Below are 23595 nucleotides of genomic sequence, written 5' to 3' on the forward strand. Positions count from 1 at the left end.
ACCCCGCAGCAACGGGACAGCAATGACAGCAACCTAAAGGCGGTGGGAATGTCGCTTTCCACCGCCAGAGGTTTCATGCGTTTCCCGTCGCTTGCTGTCGCCCTGCCCCTTGCCACCCTGTCCTTTGCCGCCCTCGCCGTGCCCGCCCAGGCCGCGACGAGCGAGGACGAGCAGCTCTGGGTCAATCTGACGGCGATGGGGTCGATCAAGGACGAGCTGGTCTATTTTGCGGAAATCCAGCCGCGCGTCGGCGACGGCGTGTCGCGCATCGACCAGGCGCTGTTCCGCGGCGCGCTGGGCGTCAAATTGTCGCGCGATATCACCCTCTATCAGGGTTACGCCCATGTCGTCGTCCCGATCGAGGGTGGCAAGGACGCCAATGAGGAACGCAGCTTCCAGCAGTTGAGCTGGACGCTGGCCCGGCCCAAGGATGCCGAGATTTCCTCGCGCACCCGGCTGGAGCAGCGCTGGCGCTCAAACGGCAGCGACATGGGCTGGCGCCTGCGCGAGATGCTGCGGGTGGAACATGCGCTCAAACCGGGCAGCGATGCGGTCAATGCGCTCGCCTATGGCGAGGTCTTCTTCGCCCTCAACGATACCGACTGGGGCGCCCGCAAGGGCTTCGACCAGTTGCGCAGCTTCGCCGGGGTCGAGATTGGCCTGCCCGGTGCATCGACCATGGAAGTCGGCTATCTCAACCAGCTGATCGACCAGGGCGGCAGCCGCCAGCGCGTCAACCATGTCGCATCGGTGACGCTGTTCTTCCGCCATTGACGCAAGGCTGGCCAATCCGCGCCGAAACCGCTATCGGCGCGGCATCATCTGAGACATGAAGGCAGTCAAATGGGTTTTCGTTGCGGTATCGTCGGGCTTCCCAATGTGGGCAAGTCCACCCTGTTCAATGCGCTGACCGAGACGCAGGCGGCGCAGGCGGCGAATTATCCCTTCTGCACGATCGAGCCCAATGAGGGCCGCGTCGCCGTGCCCGACGACCGGTTGCAGACCATCGCCAGGATCGGCGGCAGCGCCAAGATCATCGAAACGCAGCTCGCCTTCGTCGACATTGCCGGCCTGGTGCGCGGCGCGTCGAAGGGCGAAGGGCTGGGCAACCAGTTCCTGGCCAACATCCGCGAGACCGACGCCATCGTCCACGTCCTGCGCTGTTTCGAGGATGACGACATCACCCATGTCGAGGGCAAAGTCGATCCGATCGCCGACGCCGAGACGGTCGAAACCGAACTAATGCTCGCCGACCTCGAAAGCCTCGAAAAGCGCGTTCCCAACCTGCTCAAGAAAGGCGCGCAGGGCGACAAGGAAGCCAAGGCCGCCGCATCGGTGCTGGGCCAGACGCTGGAACTGCTGCGCGACGGCAAGCCCGCCCGCCTGACCCAGCCGCGCGACGAGGAAGAAGCTCGCCTGTTCGCCCAGGCGCAGCTGCTGACCGCCAAGCCTGTCCTCTATGTCTGCAATGTCGAGGAAGGCGCCGCGGCCGAGGGCAACGCATTTTCCGCCCGCGTGTTCGAGAAGGCGGCGGCCGAAAATGCCAGCGCGGTCATCGTGTCGGCCGCGATCGAGGCTGAACTCATCACCATGCCAGTCGAGGAACGCGGCGAATATCTCGAAGCGCTGGGCCTGACCGAAGCCGGCCTCGCCCGCATCATCCGCGCTGGCTATGAGCTGCTTGGCCTCATCACCTTCTTCACCGTCGGCCCCAAGGAAGCCCGCGCCTGGACCGTCGCCAAGGGCAGCAAGGCCCCGCAGGCCGCCGGCGCCATCCACTCCGACTTTGAAAAGGGCTTCATCCGCGCCGAAACCATGGCCTATGCCGACTATGTCCAGTTCAACGGCGAAGCCGGTGCCAAGGAAGCGGGCAAGTGGCGCTCGGAAGGCAAGGATTATGTGACGCAGGACGGCGACATCATGCTGTTCCGCTTCAACGTCTGATCCGATGGCGCTGCGCATTGGCCAGCGGCCTGCGCAGCGCAAGGCCGCCTTCCCGCCCAGCGTGGATGCGGGAACGCGGCTGCTGATCCTGGGCAGCCTGCCGGGCGACACCTCGATCAAGCAGGGCGAATATTATGCCCATCGCGGCAATGCCTTCTGGGCATTAATGAGCGACATTCTGGGCGAGGATGTCCGCAGCGCCCCCTATGCGATGAAGCTCAAGCGGCTGCGCGCGCGAGGCGTGGGCCTTTGGGACGTGATCGAGAGCGCCGACCGCGACGGCAGCCTGGACAGCAGCATCCGGGGCGCGGAACTGCGCGACCTCAGCGCCTTCCTGTCCCGCCTGCCCAATCTCCGCGCGATCGCCTTCAACGGCAAGACCGCTGCCCTGCATGGCCGCCGACAATTGGGGGAAAGGTCCGATCTGGTGATGATCGACCTCCCCTCCTCCAGCGGCGCCTATGCCAGCCTTTCACGCGATGCCAAACGACAGGCCTGGAGCATATTGGCACCCTATGTCGATCCGACATGAACCATTCGTCACTTTACCGACATGGTTGGACTGCTAAGCAGCGGTCAAATCTTCCTTTTTGCCATGAGGCCATGATGTCCGCCCGTCGCCTGTCGCTCGCATTTGCCCTGTCCGTTTCCACCTTGCTCGGCGCCTGCGCCCCGGTGCAGCAGCATCCAGCGAGCGTCGCCGCCGCCCCGGCCGAACAGCGCGCGCCGGTGACGATCCTGGTGTCGATCGACGGCTTCCGTCCCGACTATCTGACCCGCGGCGTCTCGCCCAATCTCAACGCGCTGACGGCCGGCGGGACCGAGGCGTCGATGCGCCCCTCCTTCCCCACCAAGACCTTCCCCAATCATTGGGCGATCGTGACCGGCGACCGGCCGGACCGCAGCGGCATCGTCGCTAATAATATGGAAGATGACAGCCGGCCCAAGGACAAGTTCACCATGGCCAGCGACGATCCCTATTGGTGGAACGAGGCCGAGCCGATCTGGATCACCGCCGAAAAGCAGGGCGTGCGCACCGCCACCATGTTCTGGCCCGGCTCCAACGTCGCCTGGGGCGGCAACAAGGCGGCCGAATGGCCCTACAGGATCAGCGGCGGATCGCGCCCGAGCGACTGGGCGCAGTTCAACGAGGCGATCAGCCCGACCCAGCGCGTCAACGGCGTGCTGGACGTGCTGCGCCGCCCGGCCGACATCCGTCCGCGCTTCGTCACCCTCTATTTCGATGAAGTCGACACCGCCGGCCATATCAATGGCCCGGCCGCGCCGGAAACGACGCGGGCGGTGGCGGACGTCGACGCCCATATCGGCGAACTGGTCGCCGGCCTGAAGGCGCTGGGCCAGCCCGCCAATATCGTCATCGTCTCCGACCATGGCATGGCGGCCAAGGCGAATGACCGGGTGCTGCCGATCGACAAGATCGCCGACCCGGCCGACTATCGCGTCGTCGAGGCCGGCCCCTATGCCAGCCTGGTCGCCAATCCCGGCCGCGAAAAGGCGCTGGAGGCCGCTCTGTTCAAGCCGCGCGACCATATGCAGTGCTGGCGCAAGAGCGACATCCCGGCGCGCTTCCACTATGGCACCCATCGCCGCATCCCGCCCTATTTCTGCCTGGCCGAAACCGGCTGGGTGTTCCAGAATACGACGCCGACCAAGCCGGTCACCGGCGGCGACCATGGCTGGGACGATCGGGCGCCCGAAATGCAGGCTTTGTTCATCGCGAACGGCCCGGCCTTCGTCGGCGGCTTCCGTCCCTCGGCCGATTTCACCAATGTCGATGTCTATCCGCTGCTCGCCCGCCTGCTGGGCGTGACGCCGGTGGCGAGCGATGGCAATCCGGCGGTGCTGCAGGGGCTGGTGAAGCCCTGATCGGGCGACATGCATTTGTCATAAAGCGGTTCTAGGCGGCGCGTCATGTTCACGCGCCGCTCGCTCCTCTCCGCCGCCGCCATCGCCCCGATCGCCGGCGCGCCCGCCCTCCTTCGCGCCCAGAGCTGGTTCGCCGGCTATCCCTTCGCTTTGGGCGTGACATCGGGCGATCCGGCGCCCGACGGCTTCGTCATCTGGACCAAGCTGGCGCCGCGCCCGTTCGAGCCGCATGGCGGCATGCCGATGACGCCTATCCCGGTGAAATGGGAGGTCGCGGCCGATGATCGCTTCAGGACCATCGTTGCCGGCGGCGAAGCGACCGCCCGGCCCGAACTGGGCCATAGCGTCCATGTCGAAGTGACCGGCCTTCAGCCCGACCGGCCCTATTGGTATCGCTTTGCGCTCGGCAACGACCAGTCGACGCGTGGCCGCGCCCGCACCCTGCCGCTGGCGTCGGCCAGTCCCAAGCTGCTGAAATTCGGCGTCGCTGGCTGTCAGAATTATCAGGATGGCCTGTTCACTGCCTTCCGCCATCTGGCGCGCGAGGACGATCTCGCCTTCGTCTATCATTATGGCGACTTCATCTATGAATATAGCCAGCGCGGGCCGGACTATGACAAGGACGGCCTGCCCGGACCGCAGGTGCGCGACCATATCGGCCAGGATTGTTATGACCTTGCCGACTATCGCCTGCGCTACGCCCAATATCTGAGCGATTATGATCTGCAGGCGGCGCGTTGCCGCCATAGCTGGTTTCCGACCTTCGACGATCATGAGGTCGCCAACAACTGGGTCGGTGACATCGACGCCAAGGGCGCGCCGGCCGATGCCTTCCGCATGCGCCGCGCCGCCGGCATGCAGGCCTGGTATGAATATATGCCGGTCCGCGCGGCGATGGCGCCCCGCAGCGAGATGATCGGCACCATGTATCGCCAGGCGCGCTTCGGCGACCTGCTGTCGATCGACTTCCTCGACACCCGCACCTTCCGCACCGACCAGCCCTGCGGCGACAATTTCAAGCCGGCCTGCGCCGAAATGACCGCCACCCAGGCACAGGTCATTTCGGCCGAGGAGGAAGGCTGGCTGACCCGCAACCTTGCCCGCCGCGACGCCAAGTGGAACTGCCTGGCGCAGCAGGTGATGATGATGGCGCTCGACCGCCGCAACAGCGAAGATGCGACCGATCCCATCTACAATATGGACACCTGGGCCGGCTACAAGGTGCAGCGCCAGCGGCTGCTCGGCCGGATGAAGGGGTTGAACAATGTCGTGGTCCTGACCGGCGACGAGCATCAGAATTTCGCCGGCCTGCTGGATGACGGCACCAAGCCGGTGGCGGTGGAGTTCGTGTCAACCTCCATTTCCTCCGGCGGCGACGGATCGGACCTGCGGCCCGGCAGCGACATCATCCTGAAGAACAACCCGCAGCTCAAATTCATCAACGACCAGCGCGGCTATCTGACCTGCGAAGTGACGGCCGACTCCTGGACGACGCGGGCGATGGTGATGGATCAGGTATCGGCGCCGGGCGGCCAGATCCGCACCCGCGCGACCATGACCGTTCCGCGCGGCACGCCGGGGCTGAGCATCAGCTGACAGTTGACGTAAACGGAAAGTCACCATACACCATGTCCGTTGCAATGGGAGATGGATAGATGGACGACATTCTCTATTTCGAGGATATCGAGATAGGCGACAGCTTCGCGTTCGGGCCGCTGACCCTGTCGCGCGAGGAAACGGTCGCCTTTGCCGCGGAGTTCGATCCTCAGCCCTTCCATCTGTCCGACGAGGCAGCGGCGACCACCCATTTTCGCACCATCTCGGCCAGCGGCTGGCACACCACAGCCCTGTTCATGAAGATGTTCGTCGCCGAAATGCAGAAGCAGCCGGGCCGTCAGGCGGCCAGCCTGGGCGCGATGGGCGTCGATGAACTGCGCTGGCTGCGCCCGGTTCGCCCCGGCGACACGCTGCGTGGCACCAATGAAGTGATCGACAAGAAGATTTCGCAGAGCCGCCCGGAAATGGGCATCGTCCGCAACAAGGTGACGCTCTACAACCAGAAGGACGAACCCGTGCTGACCATGTGCCCGATCGCCATGTGGCGGACGCGGCCGGCCTGATCCGCCCTCGGCCGGATGGGGCCACTTCCACTATCCCGGACCTGTCGGTGCGGATCGCCTGCCATTAAGCAAAGGCGCATTCTCATCGGGGAGCCCAGCCATGCCCAGCGCCGCGCATCTTGCCGCCTTCGCCCTCATCTCGCTCGGCATGGTGCTGACGCCGGGGCCGAACATGATCTACCTGATCTCCCGCTCGATCAGCCAGGGGCGCGCCGCCGGCATGGTCTCGCTGCTCGGCGTCGCCTGCGGCTTCCTCTTCTACATGGTCGCTGCCGCCTTCGGCATCACCGCGCTGCTGATGGCGGTGCCCTTCGCCTATGATGTGCTGCGCCTGGGCGGCGCGCTCTATCTGCTGTGGCTCGCCTGGAATGCGGTGCGGCCCGGCGGCCGTTCGCCTTTCCAGGTGAAGCAATTGCCGCTCGATGGCCCGCGCAAGCTGTTCGCCATGGGGCTGCTGACCAATCTGCTCAATCCCAAGGTAGCGATGATCTATCTCTCGCTGCTGCCCCAGTTCGTCGATCCGGCGCGCGGCCATGTGCTTGGCCAATCGCTGATCCTGGGCGCGACCCAGATCGCGATCAGCCTGTCGGTCAACGCGATCATCGCCTGCCTCGCCGGATCGATCGCCGGTTTCCTCGGCACCCGGCCGCGCTGGCTGACGATCCAGCGCTGGTTCATGGGCACGGTGCTGGGCGGCCTCGCCGTGCGGATGGCGGTGGAGCGCTAGTCAGCCTCAGCCGTCACGCCGCCAGCTTGCGCGCCCGTTCGCGCCAGGCTTCGGCCAGTTGCGGCATCTCGGCCAGCGCGCGCACCGCATCAGGATCGGCCTTGTGCCCGCCGCCGATCAGCAGGCGAAAGACCCGCTCGATGCTCCAGTCGGGCAAGGGCCGCTCCAGCAACCCCATCCGCGTGCCCGCTTCCGCCTCGCCTTCGCGGATCACTCGGAAATAGATGCCGCAGCGCGCGGTCTTGACGATCGTCGCCATCACGTCGCGGGCACCGAAACGATGGTCGAGCTTCCAGCAGGGCTGGCGGCCATGGCTCACCTCCACCACCGCGCTGCCCAGACTGAACCGGTCGCCCAGGCATATGTCGCTTTCGGTCATGCCGCGGCTTGCGATATTCTCGCCAAAGGCGCCGGGCGCGTCGAGCAGTGGATGATCGGGCTTGCGATCGCGCCACCAGCCATAATGGTCCTGCGGATAGAGATGGATCGCCTTGTCCCAGCCGCCATGATGAACGGTATCGGCCACCCCGTCGCCCGCGAACCCCAGCCAGTTGATGCGGATCGGGCCAGCGACCGGCAGCTTGCCAATGGCGCTATGCTCGTCATCACGAAAGGGCCGGGGCATGCCGATCAGCAGCGCATCGATGGTCATGAAAGGCTGGGTCATGCCGCTCCATGCCATGGTTGCAGCGCGATGACGATGGCCAGTTGCGGCCAGCTTGCCCCGTCATCCCCTAAGATCAGGCGGCGCTCAGTTCCGATCCCAGCTTGAGCACCAGGTCGCCCTTGTCGGTCTGGACCAGATAGGCGGGATCGCGGGTGGACCCGTTGCGACGGATCAGGGAGCCGGCGATCATCCGCTCCACTTGCCGCTCGAACCGCTCAGCTATACGTCCCCGGCCGACACCCTGCCCCCAATTCCACCTGACCCGTGTTCCCTTGCGGAATCTCTCGGCCATCAGCAGGCATCCTCTCCTTCGGGGGCAATCATGCCGGCCGGCTTTCCCGGTCAGCCTCAGCAAAATTCCCGAGACATGCTCTGGTTCCTTGGGTTTTTCGCCGGTCTGGTCTAAGGGGCCGCGATGGATGTTACCGGACTTCGTGTCGCGCTGTTCAGCGGCAATTATAATTATGTGCGCGATGGCGCGAACCAGGCGCTCAATCGCTTCGTCGGCTATCTGCTGCGTCAGGGTGCGCAGGTGCGCGTCTATGCCCCGACCACCGATACGCCTGCCTTTCCGCCGACCGGCGACCTGGTCAGCGCGCCGTCCATTCCCGTGCCCGGCCGCCCGGAATACCGCATCCCCACCCGCCTGTCGCGCGCGCTGCGCCGGGACCTGAAGGCGTTCGCGCCCAACATGATCCATCTGTCGAGTCCCGATCCGCTCGGCCATCGGGCGCTGACCTGGGCGCGCGATCATGACCTGCCCGCCGTCGCTTCGGTCCATACCCGGTTCGAAACCTATCCGCGCTATTATGGCCTCGCCTTCCTGGAACCGGCGATCGAGGGCATTTTGCGCCGCTTTTACCGCCGCTGCGACGCCATCGTCGCCCCATCGGAATCGATGGCCCAGCTGCTGCGCGAACAGCGGATGAGCTATGATGTCGGCATCTGGACCCGTGGCATCGACCGCGAGATCTTCACCCCAGAACGTCGCGACCTCGAATGGCGCCGCTCGCTTGGCTTTGCCGACGATGTACCGGTGATCGGCTTCATCGGCCGTCAGGTGATGGAAAAGGGGCTTGACGTCTTTTCCGACACGATCGACCAGCTGACCGCACGCAAGGTGCCGCACAAGGTGCTGGTGGTCGGCGAAGGGCCGGCTCGCGAATGGTTCCAGAACCGCCTGCCCGACGCGGTCTTCACCGGCTTCCAGGGCGGGGCCGACCTTGGCCGCGCGGTCGCCAGCATGGACATGCTGTTCAACCCGTCGGTCACCGAAACCTTCGGCAATGTCACGCTGGAGGCGATGGCCTGTCGCCTGCCCACCGTCGCCGCCCGCGCCACCGGCAGCGAAAACCTGGTGCAGGAAGGCGTCACCGGCCGGCTGATCCGCCCCGGCGCGATCGGCAAGTTCGCCGATGCGCTGCAAATCTATTGCACCGACGCCGCCGCCCGCGCCAGCGCAGGCGCTGCCGCCGAGGCGCAGGCTGAACATTTCGGTTGGGACCGGGTCAACCAGGCGCTGGTCGATACCTATTTGCGGATCATCCGCCAGCGCACCCAAGGCGCCAAGATCCGTTCCAGCCCTGTTCCCTGATCGGCGCCGCTTGCCTATATCAGGGCCGATGGCTGATCTTTTCTCTTCCGACGATGTCCTTCCCGCCGGCATCGACCATGCCCCGTTGGCGGACCGGTTGCGTCCGACCGTGCTGGCCGATGTGGTCGGCCAGGAGCATCTGACCGGCCCGGACGGCGCGATCGGCCGGATGGTGGCGGCCGGCCGCCTGTCATCCATCCTCTTCTGGGGGCCGCCCGGCACCGGCAAGACCACCATATCGCGGCTGCTCGCCGATGCCGTCGGCATGCGGTTCGAGCCTATCTCGGCCGTCTTTTCCGGTGTCGCCGACCTCAAGAAGGTGTTCGCCGCCGCGAAGGACCATGGCCGGCGCGGCGAAAAGACCCTGCTCTTCGTGGACGAGATCCACCGCTTCAACCGCGCCCAGCAGGACAGTTTCCTGCCCTTCGTCGAGGATGGCACGGTCACGCTGGTTGGCGCGACAACGGAAAATCCCAGTTTCGAACTCAACGCTGCGCTCCTGTCCCGCGCGCAAGTGCTGATCCTGCGCCGGCTCGATGCCGCCGCGCTCGAACAATTGCTGGACCGGGCCGAAGCGCTGATCGGCCGCCCGTTGCCGCTGGATATGGCCGCGCGTGAAGCGCTGCTGGCCAGCGCAGACGGCGACGGCCGCTTCCTGCTCAATCAGGTCGAAACGCTCTATTCGATCGACATTCCCATGCCGCTCGATCCGGCGGGCCTCTCCGCCCTGCTCCACCGCCGCGTCGCGGTCTATGACAAGGATCGTGAGGGCCATTACAACCTCATCTCCGCGCTGCACAAATCGCTGCGCGGCTCCGATCCGCAAGCGGCGCTCTATTATCTTGCCCGGATGCTGACCGCCGGGGAAGAACCGCTCTATGTGCTGCGCCGGCTCGTCCGCTTCGCGACCGAAGATATCGGCCTCGCCGACCCGCAGGCAGTGGTGCAGTGCCTCGCCGCCAAGGATGCCTATGAATTTCTCGGTTCGCCCGAAGGCGAACTGGCGATCGTTCAGGCCTGCATCTATTGCGCCACCGCGCCCAAATCGAACGCCGGCTATATGGCGATGAAAACGGCCTTCCGCACCGCGCGTGAAACCGGATCGCTGATGCCGCCGATGAACATCGTCAATGCCCCGACCAAGCTGATGAAGCAGGTCGGCTATGGCAAGAATTACCAATATGACCATGATGCCGAGGGCGGTTTTTCCGGCGCCAATTACTGGCCGGAGGAGATGAGCCCGCAGACCTTCTACACGCCGACGGAGCGCGGGTTCGAGGCTCGGATCGCCGAGCGCATTGCCTATTGGAACAAGCTGCGCGCCGAACGCGGCGCGGCGTGACATCCCGGTTCGGGCGCTTCGCGGCGATCGACTGGTCGGGCGCAAAGGGCTTGCAGCACAAGGGGATAGCGGTCGCCATCTGCGGCATCGGTCAGGATGCGCCGGAACTGGTCGAGGCGCCCGGCGGCATCTGGTCGCGCCAGGCGGTCGCCGACTGGCTGATCGCAACAGCGCGCGAGGCACCAACCCTGTTCGGCTTCGACTTCAGCTTCGCCCCACCCTTCGTGGCGCGCGGCGCCTATCTGCCCGGCGATCAGACCCCAACGAACGGCCCCGCTTTCTGGGCCTATGTCGATGCGGTCTGCGACGATCCGGATCTGGGCGCCGCCAGCCTGCTGGAAACCACCCATCGCCGCCATTTCTATTTCGGCAAGGCCGACGGAATGAAGGCCGGCTTCCTGCACAATCGCGCCTGCGAAGCCCATTATAATGCCGGAGGCGGCGGCAAGCCCTCGACCATCTATGACGCGATCGGCGCGGCGCAGGTGGCCAAGGCCAGCTTTGCCGGCATGCGCCTGCTCCACCATATCCGCCCGCATGTGCCGGTCTGGCCGTTCGATCCGCTGCCCGCCACCGGATCGCTGGTCGTCGAAATCTATACCAGCATCGCTGCACGCGCCGCCGGCCGACCCAAGGGCAGGACCAAGATGCGCGATCTCGCCACCCTCAACAACGCGCTGGCCATGTTCGCAACCGCCCCTTACGCCGGCCCGATCGCCGCCGACCATCAGGCCGATGCCTTGCTGACCGCCGCCTGGATGCGCGAAAGGGCCGAAAATCCGGCACTTTGGACACCTTTACCCCTGACCGACAAAATTGCGCGCACAGAGGGCTGGACGTTCGGCGTGATCTGATAGTAAGGGCGTCCGACCCGTCGGGTGCGCCGGCTTAGCACAGCGGTAGTGCAGCGGTTTTGTAAACCGAAGGTCGGGGGTTCGATCCCCTCAGCCGGCACCGGGGTTTTCTGGGCTTTTTGCTCTCACAACATCTTGGTTCGAAGGTGCGCCTGAACCTTCACCAAGTCAAGGCTTCCGCCGCGTTGGCGAGGAACGACGGTGAAAATCTTCCGTAAACGCGCTCCGTGATTCGGCTGTCAGTGTGGCCAAGGAACTGAGCAATCTGAGAAAATGGCGTGTTTGCCTCAGCCATCCACACGGCAGCGCTGTGCCTCATCATGTGAGGAGTGGCCTTCAACTTCGCGCGCCTGGCCGCGGCTGCAAAGCCGTTCCTGATCGAAGCAACCCTTTCTCTACCATGCTCGACCACATAGTCCGACATTGCCCCCTCCTTGGCCTCCAGAAGTGCGGCGCGAAGTTGGGCGTTCATCGGAACGGTGGCGCGATACTTGCTGGTTTGAATCCGCTCGTGAGGATTGAGGATCACGACGTTGCGATTGAAGTCCACGCGGTCCCAGGTCAGATCCAGCAGGGCGTTGGTCCTTGCGCCTGTGCCGACCGCGAGTTGTAGGAAGATCTTGATGTGCGGCGCCTGCGCATTATCCAGCAGCCGGCGGAACTCCGCCTTGCTGAGGTGCCCAACCGTCGTAGATGGAAACGACGGCATCTTTAGAAAAGGCGCCTTCTTGATGAGGTTCGCCTTCTCGGCCCAATTGAGCGCCGCCCGGATCACCGCAAGTTCATTGCGCACCGTGATCGGCTTGCAGTGCGAGCGGCGCACCCGGTAATCCTCCGTGGCCTGCCCATCGACCCGCGCCACCGGCAGCTTGTCCCAATATGGCTTTGCAGCCTTCCATGCCACAGTCGCGCGCTTGATCGACCGCATCGCTTCCTTCGCGGCAAGATATGCCGCCACAGCCTCGCCCACGGTGTGGACCTCGCCGCCTAGCGTTCTGCGTTGCCAGAACTGACGAGCTGCGGCCTCGGCCGACGCTCTATCAGCCGTTCCAAGCGAATGTCGGTGGCGGCGTCCATCCTCATCTGTCCAGACGATGGCGAGTTGCTTTCGGTATCGTTGCAGGGTGTAGTTTGACATTCAAATCGTTCCACTTCGTCCGCCCTGATTCTCAAGAGCTTGCCGCCGAGCTTGAACGCCCGGAGGCTTCCGCCCCGAATCAGGGAGTAGACGGTATCTGTTCCGCAGCCCCAATGCTCCGCCAGGCTTGCGACGCTAAAGACTTGCACCCCCATCTCACCCCTCCCCCACAAGAGCGGCGTCGATGGCGGCGATCATCTTGAAGATCGCGCCCGGCGCAATTCCGCGCGACGGGTTGCCATGCGTCAGCAGTTCACCGATGTCTGCCCCCATGCCATGCTCGGCCAGCGCCACCATTGCCGCAGTGGCAGCCGGCCAGTCAGGATTCGGCCGAGCGTCGCGCATGGCCTTGCCCCTCTCAGCCGCCTCCAACCGATCCAGCAGGGCCGGGAGGTGGTTGATGGCGGCGACGATGAGGGCGGCGTCCACGTCGTTAACCTGAGCAAGATTGGCGTCGTAGCGCTCTTGCAGAAACGCAATGTGCTTACCTCCCCCGCTGATCGTGGCGGGATAGTCCTTGTCGTCGCATTCGGGGTAGCTTTGCGGCTCGACCCGGCTGGCCCACGGCCCCGGCGTCGCCTTCGCGATCAGCCCGCGCAACTCCTGGATGATGTCAGTCATCACCGCCCTCCTTCATACAAGGCGCAACCCGCGCCATATCGCTGCGGCACGACGGGCAATCGCAGCCCTCGACGCGCATCCGGTCGAGCGCCCTGCACTCCTCGCACATCAGCCCATGGTCGGCAGGCTTGCCAACATGATCCTCCCGCATGACGCAGGTGTCAGTGCCGTGGTGTTTCATGGCCGGGCCTCCCGCATGGTCGATCAGCAGCGTTGCTGAAATCCACGCCATCGCGCTCTCCACGGAAGGGAACCGCAACGACTTTCGGTCGCGCAATTCGCTCTCCTGATTCCAGCGTTCGTCACGGACGAAGATGTCGCCCGGCTCGCCGCGGATCGCAAAGGCGCGCTCTTGGACGCCATCTGCCATCGGATAGGCAATGCTTTCCTGGTGCTTGCGGTAATACCACTGGACATAGCCGGGGCGACGCTCGGCATAGATGTCAAAATGGTGCGTGTCGCGCTGGCCGACAGAGAACGATCCTGGCACGAACGGCCCCGGCATATATGGCAGCGACTTCGCCAACTGCGCTTCCCGATCGGAGGCGAAGCGCTGGCGCTGTTCTTCCATCACATCAGTCATTCCACCACCTCCACCTTGACGAACTCCCCACCCTTGAGAACCCACTGGCCGGGGCGCTTGGGCGTTGGCTGGAAGGGCTTGGGCGCGGGGCGTTTGCGGGGCGGGGTCATGCGGATTCTCGCGGATTGTCGTGGGCGCCGGGAAGCATGTCGGGATCGACAGTGTTGCGGATCGTCTCCTGGTTTCGGGTGTCGCCGAACATGTCGGGATCGTTCATGTTGTTGATCAGCCACTTTTCCGACCACGCGGTCAGAAGCTGCTGCAGTTCGGCCTCAGCCACCTTCTGCTCATCCAGCGGCAGAAGCCATTCGGGATAGTCGCCCTCGCCCGAATAATAATCGCTGCTATCGCCAAGGTGCTCGAAATAGTCGTTGATGATCGTGTCGGCGTCGAGCACTGGCGGGATGAGCGCGCGGGCTTCCATGATGACGAAATCGCCCTCGCCTTCGCCAACATTGCAGATGCCGCCTGCAATGGCATCTTCGCGGGTGCTGTAGGAGCCGAGGTCCATCCACTCTTCGGTGCGACCGGCCCACCAGTTCCAAGCTTCCTTGCTCATAATCCTTACCCCGCCGCTATCAGCTTGCGCCGTCGCGGCGGGGCCTCCTTGGTGAATGGTTAGGCGGCGGCCGGATCGGCGGTCTTCGCGCGATCCTTCGCTGCTTTGGCGCGGGCACGGTCCTGGTCGATCTTGCCGCGCGCCATGTGGATAGCGTCGTAGAGGTGGACCGCCTCGCAGGTCGCTTCGTCACTGCCGTCACGGACGGTCGCCACCGCGCTGCCGTTCTTGCAATCGAAGCTGGGAGCGATCACGCCGAACGAAATGACCACGCGGTCGCCGCTGAAATGGTCGCGGACCTTGTGGAGTATCGCGCCGAGGTCGTTCACTTCGTCGCGGGTCATCACGCCGCCTCCTTCTGGGCCTGCGACATGTTCGCGCTGACACCTTCCCGTGCCATGCGCGCCATCCGCTTGACGGTGGCATTGGCGGTCGCCGTTTCTTGCGCCGCGATGTCAGTGAGACATGCGCGGAGCTTCACGTTCTTGGCGAACAGGGTGCTGGCGGCGATCCCCTTCTCGACGGCTTCGGCGCGGCTCTGGTCGCGCTCAGCTTCAAGGGCGAGCTTTTCAGCCTCCAACCGGCCGATCGTCTCCGCATCCCGCAGCGCATTTTCAGCGCGCTGAGCCAGCAAGTCATCACCAGACTTCATCATCCGGTCGAAACGCTTTTTCGTAACGAACATACTTGTTATCCTCTAGGCCGCAAAGGCCGGTTCAGAAATCAGCCGGTAGCCCTTCGACCAGTGGGCCGAGCCGACCGCTTCGATCAGATATCCGTCCGCCCTCATGCAGCGGATCAGCAGGTAAAAGCTGGCCATGCTCCGGTCGGGCATGACCGCGTTGCGCAAGGTTTCGCCGTGGATCGCCCGACCTTCGCGCAGCATCCGCAGAAGGTTGGTGCGGCGGTCCCAGGTCTTGGAATAGCGGCCCTTGCGCGTGGGGAGGTCGTAGCGGGAGGCCATTACTGGCCGCCCCACTTCCGCGCCTTCACCGTCTCAGCGTGGCTGAACAGGTCGTCGGCGTCCTCGTCCGTCTCCATCATCGGCCGCAGCCGGGCGAGCGCACTGTCGATCGCGTCGGCGGTCGGGCAGCGGTCGATTTCGCCAACGGCGGCGTCGAAGGCCGATCCGTTGTTGGCCTCGCCCTGCTGGGACTGGTCGGGGCCTTCTTCTGTATCGGCGCCGGTGGCCTGATCGGTCAGCATTGCGGCTGTCAGAGGCTGCGCGGCCACGCTCGGCGCCATGCCGGCATAGACATCCTCGACCTCTTCGGCCGTCTGGTAGCCGAGCATCACATCCGGCGCGTAGAGACGAACGAGGAAGGTGGCCGACCGATAGCGCAGCATCAGGTGCGGCACCGACTTGTATTTCGGGTTGCTGGTCCAGCCTTCAGCCTGCGCCATCGCCATGTCGACGGCGAACGAGACTTCCTCGCCCGTCTCCGCCAGGGTCGCATAGGCCTCCGCGCAGAGGGTCGCCCCCTGCCCGCTCATCCGCCAGTTGATCCGGCCCTTGAACACCTGCGACGCGTTGGCGCGGGCGATCATATATTGGGCAGAAAAGCCGGCCTTGCCCTTCACGATATGGATATTCTGCATCACGACCAGCGGGGCCTCATTCATGAGGCTGGCCAGTTCGAGCGCGATCAGGCAGTTGGCGCAGGCGGTTTCGTAGTTGTTGCCACGCAGGCCGTCCGGGATCAGCGGTGACATGGCGAACATCTTCGCCTTGTCCTTCATGATAGCATATGCCTCGCGCTGGGCGCTGAGCTGAGGGACCTGGGGCGCGTCGGTGGTCGCAAGCTGGGTTGCCATATTCATTCTCCTTGGGGTCAGGCCGCGTCGGGCCATTGTGTCGGCTCATTCCAGATGCCGCTGTCATCGATGCGCTTGCGCTCCCATGCCGGCAGCCCGACCTGCCGAGGCTCGTCCGCGTAACCGGGCCAGCGATCGCGTTCGAGGCAGTCAGCAAACAGGTCGATCGCCTTGCGATTGAGCCAGCGGCCGCGCTCGATATCCTCCGCCGGCACCTCGTAGAGCGACACGCTGTGCGGCGCATCCTTCTCCACCACGACAAGCAGGAAGTGCGTCGGTTTGCGATCGAACACCGCCTTGATGCCGTCCGCGTAGAATGCGAGGCTCTGGTGATATCCGAAGATCGCGATCGCCCGGCCGAAGCCGACCGGGTCGCATTGACTGCCAGCCATGAATTTCAGATCCGGCAGGATCATGACGCGCGAGCCGATGCGAATGCTGTTCGGCAGAAAGTCGGGCCTGGCGCGCAGCCAGACGCCGCGCTTATGGTCCTGCCAGGCCAGCGTCACTTCGCTCTCGCCGTTGGTCAGCGCGTTGATGGCGAAGGCATTGCGCCGGATCGCCGAAACGACACGATCCACCACCTGCATGTCCTGAAAGCGCAGGACGCACATGCCGGATTTCTCCGCGGCGTCACGCTCGGCAATGGCATCTGCCCACTTCTTGCTATGGGCCGAATTGAAGCCATCGGGCAGCACATGATAGGCGTCCGCCCACCGACCTTCCAGCAGCAGCATATCGTGCGCAGCCTTGCCGACGCTAAAATGCGGAGCATCGTCCTCTCGCGGCCGATCGGGGTTTAGCGCGCTATCGTGCCAGAAATGGAACGGCGATTGGTTCAGGATCAGCTTCGCGCCAGACGAGGACAGCGAAGGCCCAGGCAGCAGGTTCGCATTGCGGTGATAGTCGCTCGCGTCGATGTCGCTGTAGGCGCCGGCGGTGGTGATGACGGGCGCGTTCACAGCCCCGACCCCACCAACAACCCCATCATGAACACCACAGCCCCCGCACCGATAAGCTCGGCATAGGGAGGGTGGAGGCCGATGCGGGCGTCGCGGTTGGTCAGGGCGGCGATCGCGGCGTGGAGGGTCGAGATCATCAGAAGCCTCCCATCAACTGGTCACGGCGGCTCTGCTCGCGCCATTCTTCCGCCTCAGCGGCCTCCTCAGCCCAATCGGCCAAGCATTCAGCAATCAGTTCGTCGGTCGCCTCGTAATCGTCGGGCAGCGGACAGCCCTCGATCACCTTGATCTCGTCAATTTCGACGGTCGCGGGCTCGGGCGGGTCGATGTGGTCGCCGCGAAAGCCCTTGTGGCCAGTGTAGCGGACGCCGACATAGGCTTCGCATTCGCCGCCCTTGCTGTCGTGCCACATGATGCTGGTTTTCAGATATCCCATCACTCAGCCCTCACAATCCTGATCGCCATCGCCACGGAAACCACGTCCCGGCGCAGCGCATCGTTGAACTCCTCGACCGCATCCCATTCGGCTTCGGTCATTTCGCTGGTGCCGCTCACGCTGTGGTCGCAGATGGCTTCCTCGCGGATATCCTCGATCTGCTGGTGCAGGCGGTTGGCGGCCTTTTCGATATGCGGCCAGGCAGCGTCGAAGGTGCGCGGATCGCATCCGGACAGCTCGTTCGCATCCATGTCGAACAGCGCGGTCATGGCGCGGATCACGGGCTTGGCGGTCACCAGCCAGTTGCCCGCCTTCTCGGCAGCGGCTTCCAGGGCGGTGTGCGACGTGGCGTCGGTGAGGGTGGCGCTGGTCATGCCCGGCGCCCCTTCATCTGGGACTGCATGGCAGCCTCGATCGCGCGGGCAGCCTTCGCGGCGCCCTTCGCGTTCAGGTCGTTGAGCATCTGGCGATACGAGGCGGGATCAGTGGGTTCGCCCCGTTCCGCTGCCTTAGTGATGATTTCGTGGCGCATTGGCCGGGACTCCATCTCGCGGTTTCCCGCTGGTGCCGGGTCTGCGCTTTCGGCTCACCGGCTGATGGAGTGATGTTTGCGCTACGCTAACCACGCAGTCAAGAAAAATGTTTGCTCTGCGCTAACTTTCTTCGCCACCCACAAAAAAGCCCCGCAGCGAACGAGCGCGCGGGGCTAGTGGGGGAGGAAGGCGAGCAGGGGTATGCCGCCGTCAGCCGCTAGAGCAGGCTTGTGTTACGACGATGTGGCAGACCGACGCCTAAGCTATCTCAAGATCGTTGCCCTGTTCAGCATCCGCTTCCATCGAGCGAACGTGCTTGAGATAGTTGGCCGCCAGAGCGAGATGAACCCTTTTGGCTGACGGATCGCTAGTCATATTGGCTTTCCGGATCTCAGTCCTGGCGCGGCGCTCATAATAGGCTTTGTCCGAAATTCTGCGCATTTTGCTCCTCCTTGAGTTGAGCAAAAGCGACCTCGTTGAGAGACCGCTATCCCAGGCGGCGAGCCTTGGGACGCTCCGAATTTATCAAAGAGCGGCTCGATTCTTCAAGAGGGAGGAGCCACGAAAAAGCCCCGCCGCGAGCTGGTCGGGCGGAGATGCGAAAAGGGGCGAGCCGTTAAGCCCGCCCCTATCCTTTGCAGCCTAGCGCGATCAGCGCTTGCCGGTATTGACCTCCGATATCCGCCCCTGGTTTACACCAAGGTCGGCCGCGATGTCGTGCTGGTATTCACCCAGCATTAGTCGCCGGCGGATCTCCGCAATAATTTCGGGTGTCAATTTGGCGCGCGGTCGGCGCCGTCTGTCGTGTACCATCGCATTTGTCCTTTTGATGGCGCGATCGGTATTGACGGGACTCTACCTCAGGTGCACAAGGCGCCATCGGGTTTGTCCCTCTGCGCGCTTCCGAACAAGTTTTACGCGCAGTGTTCCCGATCGGAAGGCTCGGTGTTGGTAGCACCGGGCTTTCGTCGTTTCAGGAATGTCAGATATCCACATGCCCGGAGTCCGGCAGCTGTGTCGAGAGGGTAAATGACGGTTCTGGGACTCGGTTCATCGACGCTTGGATTCGTTTCGTCACAGTGCACTGAGGCACTCCGCAAGCGACGCGCGGACTTCTGCCTACCTTGGCGAATTCAAGTGGTTTCCACAGAATTAATAAATAGATTTCCCTTGCCACGAAATTTTCGCTTGGCGGACTTATCCACAGCTAAATTCGCGCGCCCACTTGATCGGTGTTCTTTTTTTGTTCCATCGCGCCGCCATCGATTCGGGAGGCGGTATGCAATACAGATACAGGGCCATTTGCCTTAGGCGGCCGGTTGGCCCTTGGCGCACAAGCCACGAAAAAGCCCCGCTCGATCACTCGGCGGGGCTAGTCGAAGGTCAGCGAGCAACGGGGGGATGCTCGTTGGGCAGTATTACACGCGAACGGGGAGATCGTTCCGCGACAATCCCGCCGCGAGCTGGTCGGGCGGGGTTGTGGTTTAGATGCCTGCGCCGACGACGGCGAGGGAGAGGTGGCGCAATTATTTGCCTTTGCGCTCCAGCAACTGGTCGATCTTGCTTTCGATGCGATCAAGGCGACGATTGGTGTCATCCTGTTTGGTCGACTGTTCCCCGGCCTCCCGGTTCATCGTGGAAACAGCGTCCGTTAGTTTGTCTATCCGACCATTAGTGCTGTTGGACATGGTAAACGTAACTGTCACGATAGCAAGCGCAACAGTGATGATGGCACCAGCGAGCCAAAGGAACGCAGTGTGCAGAAAGTCCACCCGAGGCTTCAGACTATCTTCACTCATGCCGCCAGATATGCCCCCGCCACCGCCTTTGTGCAAGGTTTCGGCATCGCGCTTTCTCTCAAGCCACTCTTCCATGTCGTGGACGTTACTCATCTTCGTCCTGATACCCTGTGAGTTGGATAAAGTGCTCCCTCATCTTCTGGGCGTATTCTCCGACCGTATCAGAAGCCTCCAAAACCTCTTCCCGGTTCCCAGCCGAAGCCGCAATCAACCCAATCTGAATAGCGCGCAGCGCTGATGCCATGCGGATTGCGATCAAGCCCAGCTCTGCATTCTTTGGAACGGAACCCCATTTTTCATCATCGTAAGACATCTAGCCGCCTCACATCTTCCGCACGATAGCCACGACGCGGCCGACGACATGCAATTCGCCGTCATATGCCGTCTCAGGTGCTACGTTTTGGTTATCGCTCATAAAATCCCTCCCCCACTTATCCCCATCCAAATCCCGATAGGAAACACCCTGCCCAGCTTTTCCTATTTCCTACACGCCTCGCGTTCCGATAGAGAACAAAAAGAGAACGGATGAGTCGAGGCGTTGGCGATGGCGGTGTTAGCAGAACCAGCATGCGAAGTAGGTTGCCGGACCTGCCTCATGGGTTGCGCGATCCTGCCCGCTCGACTTTCTTGGTGGGAGCGCGAGATTGAGCGGCTTTGCCGGGAGCGGTCTGTTCGTCCTGGCTCGATCGAAATCCGCCAGCAGCTTTCAACTGCTCTAGCTGCGCATGAAGGCTTGACGCGACAACACGCTGATAGTCCTCGTTCGTTGCACCAACCGGCAGCTCGCGCATCGCAAGCGCGATCATCTCTTCCAAATCGGCAGCACTAAGCGTCGGAGCGGCATCCTGAGAGCCGTCGATTAACTCGCCCGGCGTCCGGTCAAGCGCCTTGGCAATCGCCTCTAAGGTTGACTGTCTAGGCCTACGTTTGCCGCTTTCATACTGGCTGATCATGCCTTTTGAAGAAGGCGGGTCCATTGCGGCGGCCAGCTCGTCCATCGTCAATCCCGCCGCTTTCCGGCAGGCAGCAATGTGATTCTTCCAACGGTCGGTCATCCCGCCGTTTTGGCGGAAGCGCGCCGCCATGGCGTTATGCGCAGTGCTAACATTTCGACTTGAATAAATGTTAGCACTGTGCAAACAATGCGCCATGCCAGACGCACTCACTCCCACATCACTGAGCAATGCCGCGGGCATTAGCGTTCCTTATGCATGTCAGATCCTCAAGGGGAAGCGGCAGCCGTCGAGGGAAATTGCTCTCGCGATCTACCGGACAACGGGCCGCAAGTTCGGTCATTTGTCTGGCCTCAGTGACCGCGACGCGAAGGCTCTTGCTCGTCTGGAAGCGAAGGCGGTGGCGGCATGACGCTCCCGAAATCCATCCGAACCGCCACGGTCCCGCTCTATGGCGTCGATCTGGTCGTCCATCATTTGGACAACGGCGAGCGCGTCATTGAAGAGGCGTCCATGCTGGCGCTTCTGGATGCGATGGCAAGTCTGCCCAGCGCGCCCGATGATGCTGAAATGGTGCAGGCCGCAATCGAAGCGATCTTTGGCCCCATCAAGCCCGCGAGCGCGGCGGCGGCATGAGCGGCAATTCCCCCGCCTCCGATCTCGGATGCGCCTTGCTGGCTATCATCCTGCTGGTCTTCTTGCCTGCGGTCATCATTGGCCTCGCACTCGGCACGATCGGCGCAATCTTCAAATGGATGGTGGCCTGACAGCACATGCCTCACAGCCTCACCGATCGTTTTGCAGGCGCCAAGCTGGTCCACGTGGCCGGCAACACCCGCGTCTGGCGCCAGCGTCCCATCGCCCACCTGTTCGCGAACCATCGCACGGTGGCCGATGTCGATGCCGGCCAGTTGGTGAGCGGTCGCAACGCAATTTTCAATCCTGTCGGGTCGCAACCGCAGGACGGCGCCGAGGGTCGTTTCCTCTCTCCGGCTCTCGGCGCCAATGTTTCCACTCTCGATCATGCTGCAACCGCTAACGGAAAGGCGCAACAGGATCATGGCTGACTACGACAAGATCGTGCGGGATCGGCAGGCGACGATTCGCCGCCAGATGGACGTGCGCCGGATTTCCATCAAGCAGGTGCAGTATGACGGTCAGTGGGAATCCCCCTCTACCGTCCTGTCCTATTTCCCCGCCGACGAAGGAAAGCAGCCCGCCACCATGTCGGTCGCGTCGCTGTTCCGGCTGCTGGAGACGGGCGCGCTGCCTGCTGACCTTCTGTCGATGCTGCTTCCCGCCGGGTTCCAGATCGTCCGCGCGCCGGAGGATATCGATCACGACGAAATGGAGCGGGTCGCCCGCGACTATCTCGCCGCCAAGGGCGCCGCGCACCATCCCGATAGCCCCGGCGGGCGCGAGATCAGTGCGTGCGAGGACGATGCCCTTGATGCGAAGGCCGCGCGCCTTCGGGCGGTGGCAGCATGACCGGCCCCCAGGAAGCCGCGCTGGCTGAGGCTGTGCGGAAGGCGCGGCGCAAAGCCGATCGCGCAGCCATCAACGCCAAGGAGCAGCAGCGCATCATCGACATGATGAAGGCAATGCCCATCGCGCAGGTGAAGGAGCAGACCGGGCGGTCCTACTTCACACTGCTGCGGATTGCGCAGGTGGCGCTGTGACCACGCTCCAGCTTCGCCGCACCATGGCCGAAACGCCGGCCTTCTTCGACTTCCGCCGCGAGCAGTGGCGCAAAGGCATGCGCGCCATGTGCCCGGCGGCCAAGCGCGATCTGGATGGGAGGTATGCGCGGTGAAGCGTCCCCACAAATACGGCGCCAAGAAGACCGCCTGCCAGCACGGTCACAAGCATGACAGCGGCCGCGAAGCAAAGCGCTGCAATGAATTGCACCTGCTCCAGCGCGGCAACAAGATCGGCCAGCTTTCGGTCCAGCAGGCTTTCCATTTCGTCGTGGATGGGCGCCAGTTGAAGCACCCGAACGGCCGCCGCGCCGGCATGACCGTCGATTTTTATTATGTCGATCTGGAGGCCCGCCAGCAGGTGGCCGAGGACGCCAAGGGCTTTGTCGTGCGCGACTATCCGCTGCGCGCCGCCCTGTTCCGCCACTGCTTCCCCATGATCGAACTGAGGGAGGTCTGAGCATGGCTAAGCCGATCTCCGACTATTTTCCCGGCATCCTGGCCCGCACTGAGCAGATGCGCCGGTTTCAGGATCTCATCAACGATTGCGGCACCGCCGAGCGCCGCAAGGACATGATCATGACCGCCTGGCACGGCTCGCTCATCAGCAGCGAGGAATGCCGCCTCCTGATCGAAGCTTATGGATTGGAGACGGCATGAGCCAGTGGTTCCGCATGTATGCCGAGGTTCTGGACGACCCGAAGGTTCAGCGACTGAACGGCGAAGATTTCAAGGGCTGGGTGAATATCCTGTGCCTGACCGCCAAGCACAATGGCACCCTTCCTGCCGCCAGCGACATCGCGTTTGCGCTGCGCATGGACGAGAAGAAGGCCGCCAAACTGTTGCAGCGCCTCGTTTCCTGCGGACTTCTGGTTGAAGACGAAACAGGCCTGAAACCGAACAAATGGGACACTCGGCAATACAAGTCGGACGTTTCAACCAGCAGAGTGAAACGTTTCAGGGAACGTTCCAAGAAACAGGACGAAACCGAAGGTGAAACGGCCCCAGATACAGAGACAGAAGCAGAGGTTATTCCGTTCTCTAACGAGAACGGCTCTGCGAGCGATCCTGACAAAGTTTTCTGGGACAGTGCCAAGGCCTTCCTCGGGTCCTCCAAGGCATCCCTGATCGGCAAATGGGTTTCCCAGCACGACAGGCCTTCGGTCGCTGCGGCGATCGCCAGCGCACAAGCCGAGCGCGCCGTAGACCCCATCGCCTTCATCGAGGGCGTCCTCCGCAAGAACGGGCCGGGAAGGCCGAAGCCGAGGATCGCCATATGACCGATTGGCGACCCACCAGGCCCGGCAAATTCACCTGCCCCCAATGCTCACACACCCGGAAGAAGAAACATGAACGCTGCCTCT

At 63.3% G+C, this 23595-nt stretch carries 40 protein-coding genes and 1 tRNA gene; 20 read left to right on the forward strand and 21 right to left on the reverse strand.

Annotated elements, in window-relative coordinates:
• Nucleotides 1–48: 48 nt before the first annotated feature.
• The 7 genes from VHN57_RS08285 to VHN57_RS08315 all read left to right on the forward strand — a co-directional run bounded on the left by VHN57_RS08285 (nucleotide 49) and on the right by VHN57_RS08315 (nucleotide 6678).
• Nucleotides 49–774 (forward strand): DUF2490 domain-containing protein, encoded by a 726-nt coding sequence (locus tag VHN57_RS08285; protein ID WP_423283459.1) that lies wholly within the window; start codon nucleotides 49–51, stop codon nucleotides 772–774.
• 69 nt (nucleotides 775–843) lie between these two features.
• Complete coding sequence (ychF, locus tag VHN57_RS08290; protein WP_004207317.1) at nucleotides 844–1944, forward strand: redox-regulated ATPase YchF; 1101 nt, start codon at nucleotides 844–846, stop codon at nucleotides 1942–1944.
• A gap of 4 nt (nucleotides 1945–1948) precedes the next feature.
• Complete coding sequence (locus VHN57_RS08295; RefSeq protein WP_278988734.1) at nucleotides 1949–2476, forward strand: DNA-deoxyinosine glycosylase; 528 nt, start codon at nucleotides 1949–1951, stop codon at nucleotides 2474–2476.
• Between the two features lie 74 nt (nucleotides 2477–2550).
• Nucleotides 2551–3831, forward strand: a complete 1281-nt coding sequence (locus tag VHN57_RS08300; protein WP_423285998.1) for an alkaline phosphatase family protein — start codon at nucleotides 2551–2553, stop codon at nucleotides 3829–3831.
• 45 nt (nucleotides 3832–3876) lie between these two features.
• A complete protein-coding gene (locus tag VHN57_RS08305) occupies nucleotides 3877–5427 on the forward strand; it encodes an alkaline phosphatase D family protein (RefSeq protein WP_037506607.1) in 1551 nt (516 codons plus the stop codon).
• A 59-nt stretch (nucleotides 5428–5486) separates the two neighbouring features.
• Nucleotides 5487–5951 (forward strand): MaoC family dehydratase, encoded by a 465-nt coding sequence (locus VHN57_RS08310; RefSeq protein ID WP_423283462.1) that lies wholly within the window; start codon nucleotides 5487–5489, stop codon nucleotides 5949–5951.
• Between the two features lie 100 nt (nucleotides 5952–6051).
• Entirely contained in the window at nucleotides 6052–6678 is a 627-nt protein-coding gene (locus VHN57_RS08315) for a LysE family translocator (RefSeq protein WP_004207323.1), read from the forward strand.
• A gap of 13 nt (nucleotides 6679–6691) precedes the next feature.
• On the opposite strand, the gene VHN57_RS08320 is transcribed toward VHN57_RS08315, so the two are convergent.
• Together VHN57_RS08320 and VHN57_RS08325 are read right to left on the reverse strand one after the other, a co-directional pair.
• The gene (locus tag VHN57_RS08320; RefSeq protein ID WP_278393309.1) at nucleotides 6692–7345 is read right to left on the reverse strand and encodes an MOSC domain-containing protein; all 654 of its coding nucleotides are present in this window, start codon (nucleotides 7343–7345) and stop codon (nucleotides 6692–6694) included.
• A 73-nt stretch (nucleotides 7346–7418) separates the two neighbouring features.
• On the reverse strand, nucleotides 7419–7637 hold the full coding sequence (locus VHN57_RS08325; protein ID WP_278988462.1) for a hypervirulence associated TUDOR domain-containing protein: 219 nt from the start codon (nucleotides 7635–7637) through the stop codon (nucleotides 7419–7421).
• 123 nt (nucleotides 7638–7760) lie between these two features.
• Between VHN57_RS08325 and VHN57_RS08330 the strand changes: the two genes are divergently transcribed.
• The 4 genes from VHN57_RS08330 to VHN57_RS08345 all read left to right on the forward strand — a co-directional run bounded on the left by VHN57_RS08330 (nucleotide 7761) and on the right by VHN57_RS08345 (nucleotide 11235).
• The gene (locus tag VHN57_RS08330; protein ID WP_423283465.1) at nucleotides 7761–8939 is read left to right on the forward strand and encodes a glycosyltransferase family 4 protein; all 1179 of its coding nucleotides are present in this window, start codon (nucleotides 7761–7763) and stop codon (nucleotides 8937–8939) included.
• A gap of 28 nt (nucleotides 8940–8967) precedes the next feature.
• Nucleotides 8968–10281, forward strand: coding sequence for a replication-associated recombination protein A (locus VHN57_RS08335; RefSeq protein WP_423283467.1), 1314 nt, complete (start codon nucleotides 8968–8970; stop codon nucleotides 10279–10281).
• Nucleotides 10278–11135 (forward strand): hypothetical protein, encoded by an 858-nt coding sequence (locus VHN57_RS08340; RefSeq protein WP_278988815.1) that lies wholly within the window; start codon nucleotides 10278–10280, stop codon nucleotides 11133–11135. The genes VHN57_RS08335 and VHN57_RS08340 overlap by 4 nt, the downstream gene beginning before the upstream one ends.
• Before the next feature lie 28 nt (nucleotides 11136–11163).
• Nucleotides 11164–11235 (forward strand) — tRNA-Thr (locus tag VHN57_RS08345).
• 60 nt (nucleotides 11236–11295) lie between these two features.
• On the opposite strand, the gene VHN57_RS08350 is transcribed toward VHN57_RS08345, so the two are convergent.
• The 19 genes from VHN57_RS08350 to VHN57_RS08440 all read right to left on the reverse strand — a co-directional run bounded on the left by VHN57_RS08350 (nucleotide 11296) and on the right by VHN57_RS08440 (nucleotide 20777).
• Complete coding sequence (locus VHN57_RS08350; protein ID WP_423286000.1) at nucleotides 11296–12231, reverse strand: tyrosine-type recombinase/integrase; 936 nt, start codon at nucleotides 12229–12231, stop codon at nucleotides 11296–11298.
• Nucleotides 12123–12428 carry a helix-turn-helix domain-containing protein gene (locus tag VHN57_RS08355; protein ID WP_423283469.1) on the reverse strand — a complete coding sequence of 102 codons (306 nt, stop codon included), beginning with the start codon at nucleotides 12426–12428 and terminating at the stop codon, nucleotides 12123–12125. The genes VHN57_RS08350 and VHN57_RS08355 overlap by 109 nt, the downstream gene beginning before the upstream one ends.
• A 1-nt stretch (nucleotide 12429) precedes the next feature.
• Nucleotides 12430–12894 carry an ead/Ea22-like family protein gene (locus VHN57_RS08360; RefSeq protein WP_423283471.1) on the reverse strand — a complete coding sequence of 155 codons (465 nt, stop codon included), beginning with the start codon at nucleotides 12892–12894 and terminating at the stop codon, nucleotides 12430–12432.
• Nucleotides 12887–13477 carry a hypothetical protein gene (locus tag VHN57_RS08365; protein WP_423283473.1) on the reverse strand — a complete coding sequence of 197 codons (591 nt, stop codon included), beginning with the start codon at nucleotides 13475–13477 and terminating at the stop codon, nucleotides 12887–12889. Before VHN57_RS08365 ends, VHN57_RS08360 begins: the two co-directional genes overlap by 8 nt.
• Nucleotides 13478–13583: 106 nt before the next feature.
• Nucleotides 13584–14036, reverse strand: coding sequence for a hypothetical protein (locus VHN57_RS08370; protein ID WP_423283475.1), 453 nt, complete (start codon nucleotides 14034–14036; stop codon nucleotides 13584–13586).
• Between the two features lie 59 nt (nucleotides 14037–14095).
• Nucleotides 14096–14380, reverse strand: a complete 285-nt coding sequence (locus tag VHN57_RS08375; RefSeq protein WP_423283477.1) for a hypothetical protein — start codon at nucleotides 14378–14380, stop codon at nucleotides 14096–14098.
• Nucleotides 14380–14721 carry a hypothetical protein gene (locus VHN57_RS08380; RefSeq protein ID WP_423283479.1) on the reverse strand — a complete coding sequence of 114 codons (342 nt, stop codon included), beginning with the start codon at nucleotides 14719–14721 and terminating at the stop codon, nucleotides 14380–14382. The genes VHN57_RS08375 and VHN57_RS08380 overlap by 1 nt, the downstream gene beginning before the upstream one ends.
• A gap of 12 nt (nucleotides 14722–14733) precedes the next feature.
• Nucleotides 14734–15000, reverse strand: a complete 267-nt coding sequence (locus VHN57_RS08385) for a hypothetical protein (RefSeq protein WP_423283481.1) — start codon at nucleotides 14998–15000, stop codon at nucleotides 14734–14736.
• Nucleotides 15000–15851 (reverse strand): hypothetical protein, encoded by an 852-nt coding sequence (locus VHN57_RS08390; RefSeq protein WP_423283483.1) that lies wholly within the window; start codon nucleotides 15849–15851, stop codon nucleotides 15000–15002. Before VHN57_RS08390 ends, VHN57_RS08385 begins: the two co-directional genes overlap by 1 nt.
• 17 nt (nucleotides 15852–15868) lie before the next feature.
• On the reverse strand, nucleotides 15869–16813 hold the full coding sequence (locus VHN57_RS08395) for a PD-(D/E)XK nuclease-like domain-containing protein (protein WP_423283485.1): 945 nt from the start codon (nucleotides 16811–16813) through the stop codon (nucleotides 15869–15871).
• The gene (locus tag VHN57_RS08400; protein ID WP_423283487.1) at nucleotides 16810–16950 is read right to left on the reverse strand and encodes a hypothetical protein; all 141 of its coding nucleotides are present in this window, start codon (nucleotides 16948–16950) and stop codon (nucleotides 16810–16812) included. Before VHN57_RS08400 ends, VHN57_RS08395 begins: the two co-directional genes overlap by 4 nt.
• Nucleotides 16950–17249 (reverse strand): hypothetical protein, encoded by a 300-nt coding sequence (locus tag VHN57_RS08405; RefSeq protein WP_314712976.1) that lies wholly within the window; start codon nucleotides 17247–17249, stop codon nucleotides 16950–16952. The genes VHN57_RS08400 and VHN57_RS08405 overlap by 1 nt, the downstream gene beginning before the upstream one ends.
• Nucleotides 17249–17623, reverse strand: a complete 375-nt coding sequence (locus VHN57_RS08410; protein WP_423283489.1) for a hypothetical protein — start codon at nucleotides 17621–17623, stop codon at nucleotides 17249–17251. The genes VHN57_RS08405 and VHN57_RS08410 overlap by 1 nt, the downstream gene beginning before the upstream one ends.
• Nucleotides 17620–17781, reverse strand: a complete 162-nt coding sequence (locus VHN57_RS08415) for a hypothetical protein (RefSeq protein WP_423283491.1) — start codon at nucleotides 17779–17781, stop codon at nucleotides 17620–17622. Before VHN57_RS08415 ends, VHN57_RS08410 begins: the two co-directional genes overlap by 4 nt.
• Nucleotides 17782–18040: 259 nt before the next feature.
• On the reverse strand, nucleotides 18041–18223 hold the full coding sequence (locus VHN57_RS08420) for a hypothetical protein (RefSeq protein ID WP_423283493.1): 183 nt from the start codon (nucleotides 18221–18223) through the stop codon (nucleotides 18041–18043).
• A gap of 210 nt (nucleotides 18224–18433) precedes the next feature.
• A complete protein-coding gene (locus VHN57_RS08425; protein WP_423283495.1) occupies nucleotides 18434–18595 on the reverse strand; it encodes a hypothetical protein in 162 nt (53 codons plus the stop codon).
• Between the two features lie 713 nt (nucleotides 18596–19308).
• Nucleotides 19309–19674 carry a hypothetical protein gene (locus tag VHN57_RS08430; protein WP_423283497.1) on the reverse strand — a complete coding sequence of 122 codons (366 nt, stop codon included), beginning with the start codon at nucleotides 19672–19674 and terminating at the stop codon, nucleotides 19309–19311.
• The gene (locus VHN57_RS08435) at nucleotides 19667–19894 is read right to left on the reverse strand and encodes a hypothetical protein (RefSeq protein ID WP_423283499.1); all 228 of its coding nucleotides are present in this window, start codon (nucleotides 19892–19894) and stop codon (nucleotides 19667–19669) included. Before VHN57_RS08435 ends, VHN57_RS08430 begins: the two co-directional genes overlap by 8 nt.
• Nucleotides 19895–20174: 280 nt before the next feature.
• Nucleotides 20175–20777, reverse strand: coding sequence for a helix-turn-helix domain-containing protein (locus VHN57_RS08440; protein WP_423283501.1), 603 nt, complete (start codon nucleotides 20775–20777; stop codon nucleotides 20175–20177).
• A gap of 165 nt (nucleotides 20778–20942) precedes the next feature.
• On the opposite strand from VHN57_RS08440, the gene VHN57_RS08445 reads away from it, so the two are divergent.
• From VHN57_RS08445 to VHN57_RS08485, 9 genes are read left to right on the forward strand one after another with little or no spacing between them, the layout of a single operon-like run.
• On the forward strand, nucleotides 20943–21170 hold the full coding sequence (locus VHN57_RS08445; protein WP_423283503.1) for a hypothetical protein: 228 nt from the start codon (nucleotides 20943–20945) through the stop codon (nucleotides 21168–21170).
• Nucleotides 21167–21301 (forward strand): hypothetical protein, encoded by a 135-nt coding sequence (locus VHN57_RS08450; protein WP_423283505.1) that lies wholly within the window; start codon nucleotides 21167–21169, stop codon nucleotides 21299–21301. The genes VHN57_RS08445 and VHN57_RS08450 overlap by 4 nt, the downstream gene beginning before the upstream one ends.
• A 6-nt stretch (nucleotides 21302–21307) precedes the next feature.
• Nucleotides 21308–21601, forward strand: a complete 294-nt coding sequence (locus tag VHN57_RS08455) for a hypothetical protein (protein WP_423283507.1) — start codon at nucleotides 21308–21310, stop codon at nucleotides 21599–21601.
• Nucleotides 21594–22022: a hypothetical protein gene (locus VHN57_RS08460; protein ID WP_423283509.1), complete on the forward strand. Its 429-nt coding sequence runs from the start codon at nucleotides 21594–21596 to the stop codon at nucleotides 22020–22022. The genes VHN57_RS08455 and VHN57_RS08460 overlap by 8 nt, the downstream gene beginning before the upstream one ends.
• On the forward strand, nucleotides 22019–22213 hold the full coding sequence (locus tag VHN57_RS08465) for a hypothetical protein (protein ID WP_423283511.1): 195 nt from the start codon (nucleotides 22019–22021) through the stop codon (nucleotides 22211–22213). Before VHN57_RS08460 ends, VHN57_RS08465 begins: the two co-directional genes overlap by 4 nt.
• Entirely contained in the window at nucleotides 22210–22347 is a 138-nt protein-coding gene (locus VHN57_RS08470) for a hypothetical protein (RefSeq protein ID WP_423283513.1), read from the forward strand. Before VHN57_RS08465 ends, VHN57_RS08470 begins: the two co-directional genes overlap by 4 nt.
• Nucleotides 22344–22691: a DUF1064 domain-containing protein gene (locus VHN57_RS08475; RefSeq protein WP_423283515.1), complete on the forward strand. Its 348-nt coding sequence runs from the start codon at nucleotides 22344–22346 to the stop codon at nucleotides 22689–22691. The genes VHN57_RS08470 and VHN57_RS08475 overlap by 4 nt, the downstream gene beginning before the upstream one ends.
• Before the next feature lie 2 nt (nucleotides 22692–22693).
• Nucleotides 22694–22891, forward strand: a complete 198-nt coding sequence (locus VHN57_RS08480) for a hypothetical protein (RefSeq protein WP_423283517.1) — start codon at nucleotides 22694–22696, stop codon at nucleotides 22889–22891.
• Nucleotides 22888–23511, forward strand: coding sequence for a hypothetical protein (locus VHN57_RS08485; protein ID WP_423283519.1), 624 nt, complete (start codon nucleotides 22888–22890; stop codon nucleotides 23509–23511). Before VHN57_RS08480 ends, VHN57_RS08485 begins: the two co-directional genes overlap by 4 nt.
• Nucleotides 23512–23595 lie beyond the last annotated feature (84 nt).

Source organism: Sphingobium salicis subsp. salicis, assembly GCF_049472635.1.
In the GTDB taxonomy this organism is placed as follows: Bacteria; Pseudomonadota; Alphaproteobacteria; order Sphingomonadales; family Sphingomonadaceae; genus Sphingobium; species Sphingobium yanoikuyae_A.

Coding starts and splice junctions, on each gene's coding strand:
- VHN57_RS08335 (WP_423283467.1), top strand. CDS start 8,968: ATGGCTGATCTTTTCTCTTCCGACGATGTCCTTCCCGCCGGCATCGAC.
- VHN57_RS08445 (WP_423283503.1), top strand. CDS start 20,943: ATGACGCTCCCGAAATCCATCCGAACCGCCACGGTCCCGCTCTATGGC.
- VHN57_RS08325 (WP_278988462.1), bottom strand. CDS start 7,637: ATGGCCGAGAGATTCCGCAAGGGAACACGGGTCAGGTGGAATTGGGGG.
- VHN57_RS08410 (WP_423283489.1), bottom strand. CDS start 17,623: ATGACCAGCGCCACCCTCACCGACGCCACGTCGCACACCGCCCTGGAA.
- VHN57_RS08480 (WP_423283517.1), top strand. CDS start 22,694: ATGGCTAAGCCGATCTCCGACTATTTTCCCGGCATCCTGGCCCGCACT.
- VHN57_RS08405 (WP_314712976.1), bottom strand. CDS start 17,249: ATGGGATATCTGAAAACCAGCATCATGTGGCACGACAGCAAGGGCGGC.
- VHN57_RS08360 (WP_423283471.1), bottom strand. CDS start 12,894: ATGACTGACATCATCCAGGAGTTGCGCGGGCTGATCGCGAAGGCGACG.
- VHN57_RS08295 (WP_278988734.1), top strand. CDS start 1,949: ATGGCGCTGCGCATTGGCCAGCGGCCTGCGCAGCGCAAGGCCGCCTTC.
- VHN57_RS08415 (WP_423283491.1), bottom strand. CDS start 17,781: ATGCGCCACGAAATCATCACTAAGGCAGCGGAACGGGGCGAACCCACT.
- VHN57_RS08355 (WP_423283469.1), bottom strand. CDS start 12,428: ATGGGGGTGCAAGTCTTTAGCGTCGCAAGCCTGGCGGAGCATTGGGGC.
- ychF (WP_004207317.1), top strand. CDS start 844: ATGGGTTTTCGTTGCGGTATCGTCGGGCTTCCCAATGTGGGCAAGTCC.
- VHN57_RS08460 (WP_423283509.1), top strand. CDS start 21,594: ATGGCTGACTACGACAAGATCGTGCGGGATCGGCAGGCGACGATTCGC.
- VHN57_RS08455 (WP_423283507.1), top strand. CDS start 21,308: ATGCCTCACAGCCTCACCGATCGTTTTGCAGGCGCCAAGCTGGTCCAC.
- VHN57_RS08310 (WP_423283462.1), top strand. CDS start 5,487: ATGGACGACATTCTCTATTTCGAGGATATCGAGATAGGCGACAGCTTC.
- VHN57_RS08435 (WP_423283499.1), bottom strand. CDS start 19,894: ATGTCTTACGATGATGAAAAATGGGGTTCCGTTCCAAAGAATGCAGAG.
- VHN57_RS08485 (WP_423283519.1), top strand. CDS start 22,888: ATGAGCCAGTGGTTCCGCATGTATGCCGAGGTTCTGGACGACCCGAAG.
- VHN57_RS08285 (WP_423283459.1), top strand. CDS start 49: ATGTCGCTTTCCACCGCCAGAGGTTTCATGCGTTTCCCGTCGCTTGCT.
- VHN57_RS08450 (WP_423283505.1), top strand. CDS start 21,167: ATGAGCGGCAATTCCCCCGCCTCCGATCTCGGATGCGCCTTGCTGGCT.
- VHN57_RS08440 (WP_423283501.1), bottom strand. CDS start 20,777: ATGCCCGCGGCATTGCTCAGTGATGTGGGAGTGAGTGCGTCTGGCATG.
- VHN57_RS08390 (WP_423283483.1), bottom strand. CDS start 15,851: ATGGCAACCCAGCTTGCGACCACCGACGCGCCCCAGGTCCCTCAGCTC.
- VHN57_RS08300 (WP_423285998.1), top strand. CDS start 2,551: ATGTCCGCCCGTCGCCTGTCGCTCGCATTTGCCCTGTCCGTTTCCACC.
- VHN57_RS08320 (WP_278393309.1), bottom strand. CDS start 7,345: ATGACCCAGCCTTTCATGACCATCGATGCGCTGCTGATCGGCATGCCC.
- VHN57_RS08420 (WP_423283493.1), bottom strand. CDS start 18,223: ATGCGCAGAATTTCGGACAAAGCCTATTATGAGCGCCGCGCCAGGACT.
- VHN57_RS08370 (WP_423283475.1), bottom strand. CDS start 14,036: ATGAGCAAGGAAGCTTGGAACTGGTGGGCCGGTCGCACCGAAGAGTGG.
- VHN57_RS08380 (WP_423283479.1), bottom strand. CDS start 14,721: ATGTTCGTTACGAAAAAGCGTTTCGACCGGATGATGAAGTCTGGTGAT.
- VHN57_RS08465 (WP_423283511.1), top strand. CDS start 22,019: ATGACCGGCCCCCAGGAAGCCGCGCTGGCTGAGGCTGTGCGGAAGGCG.
- VHN57_RS08425 (WP_423283495.1), bottom strand. CDS start 18,595: ATGGTACACGACAGACGGCGCCGACCGCGCGCCAAATTGACACCCGAA.
- VHN57_RS08330 (WP_423283465.1), top strand. CDS start 7,761: ATGGATGTTACCGGACTTCGTGTCGCGCTGTTCAGCGGCAATTATAAT.
- VHN57_RS08305 (WP_037506607.1), top strand. CDS start 3,877: ATGTTCACGCGCCGCTCGCTCCTCTCCGCCGCCGCCATCGCCCCGATC.
- VHN57_RS08400 (WP_423283487.1), bottom strand. CDS start 16,950: ATGATCTCGACCCTCCACGCCGCGATCGCCGCCCTGACCAACCGCGAC.
- VHN57_RS08430 (WP_423283497.1), bottom strand. CDS start 19,674: ATGAGTAACGTCCACGACATGGAAGAGTGGCTTGAGAGAAAGCGCGAT.
- VHN57_RS08315 (WP_004207323.1), top strand. CDS start 6,052: ATGCCCAGCGCCGCGCATCTTGCCGCCTTCGCCCTCATCTCGCTCGGC.
- VHN57_RS08385 (WP_423283481.1), bottom strand. CDS start 15,000: ATGGCCTCCCGCTACGACCTCCCCACGCGCAAGGGCCGCTATTCCAAG.
- VHN57_RS08375 (WP_423283477.1), bottom strand. CDS start 14,380: ATGACCCGCGACGAAGTGAACGACCTCGGCGCGATACTCCACAAGGTC.
- VHN57_RS08365 (WP_423283473.1), bottom strand. CDS start 13,477: ATGACTGATGTGATGGAAGAACAGCGCCAGCGCTTCGCCTCCGATCGG.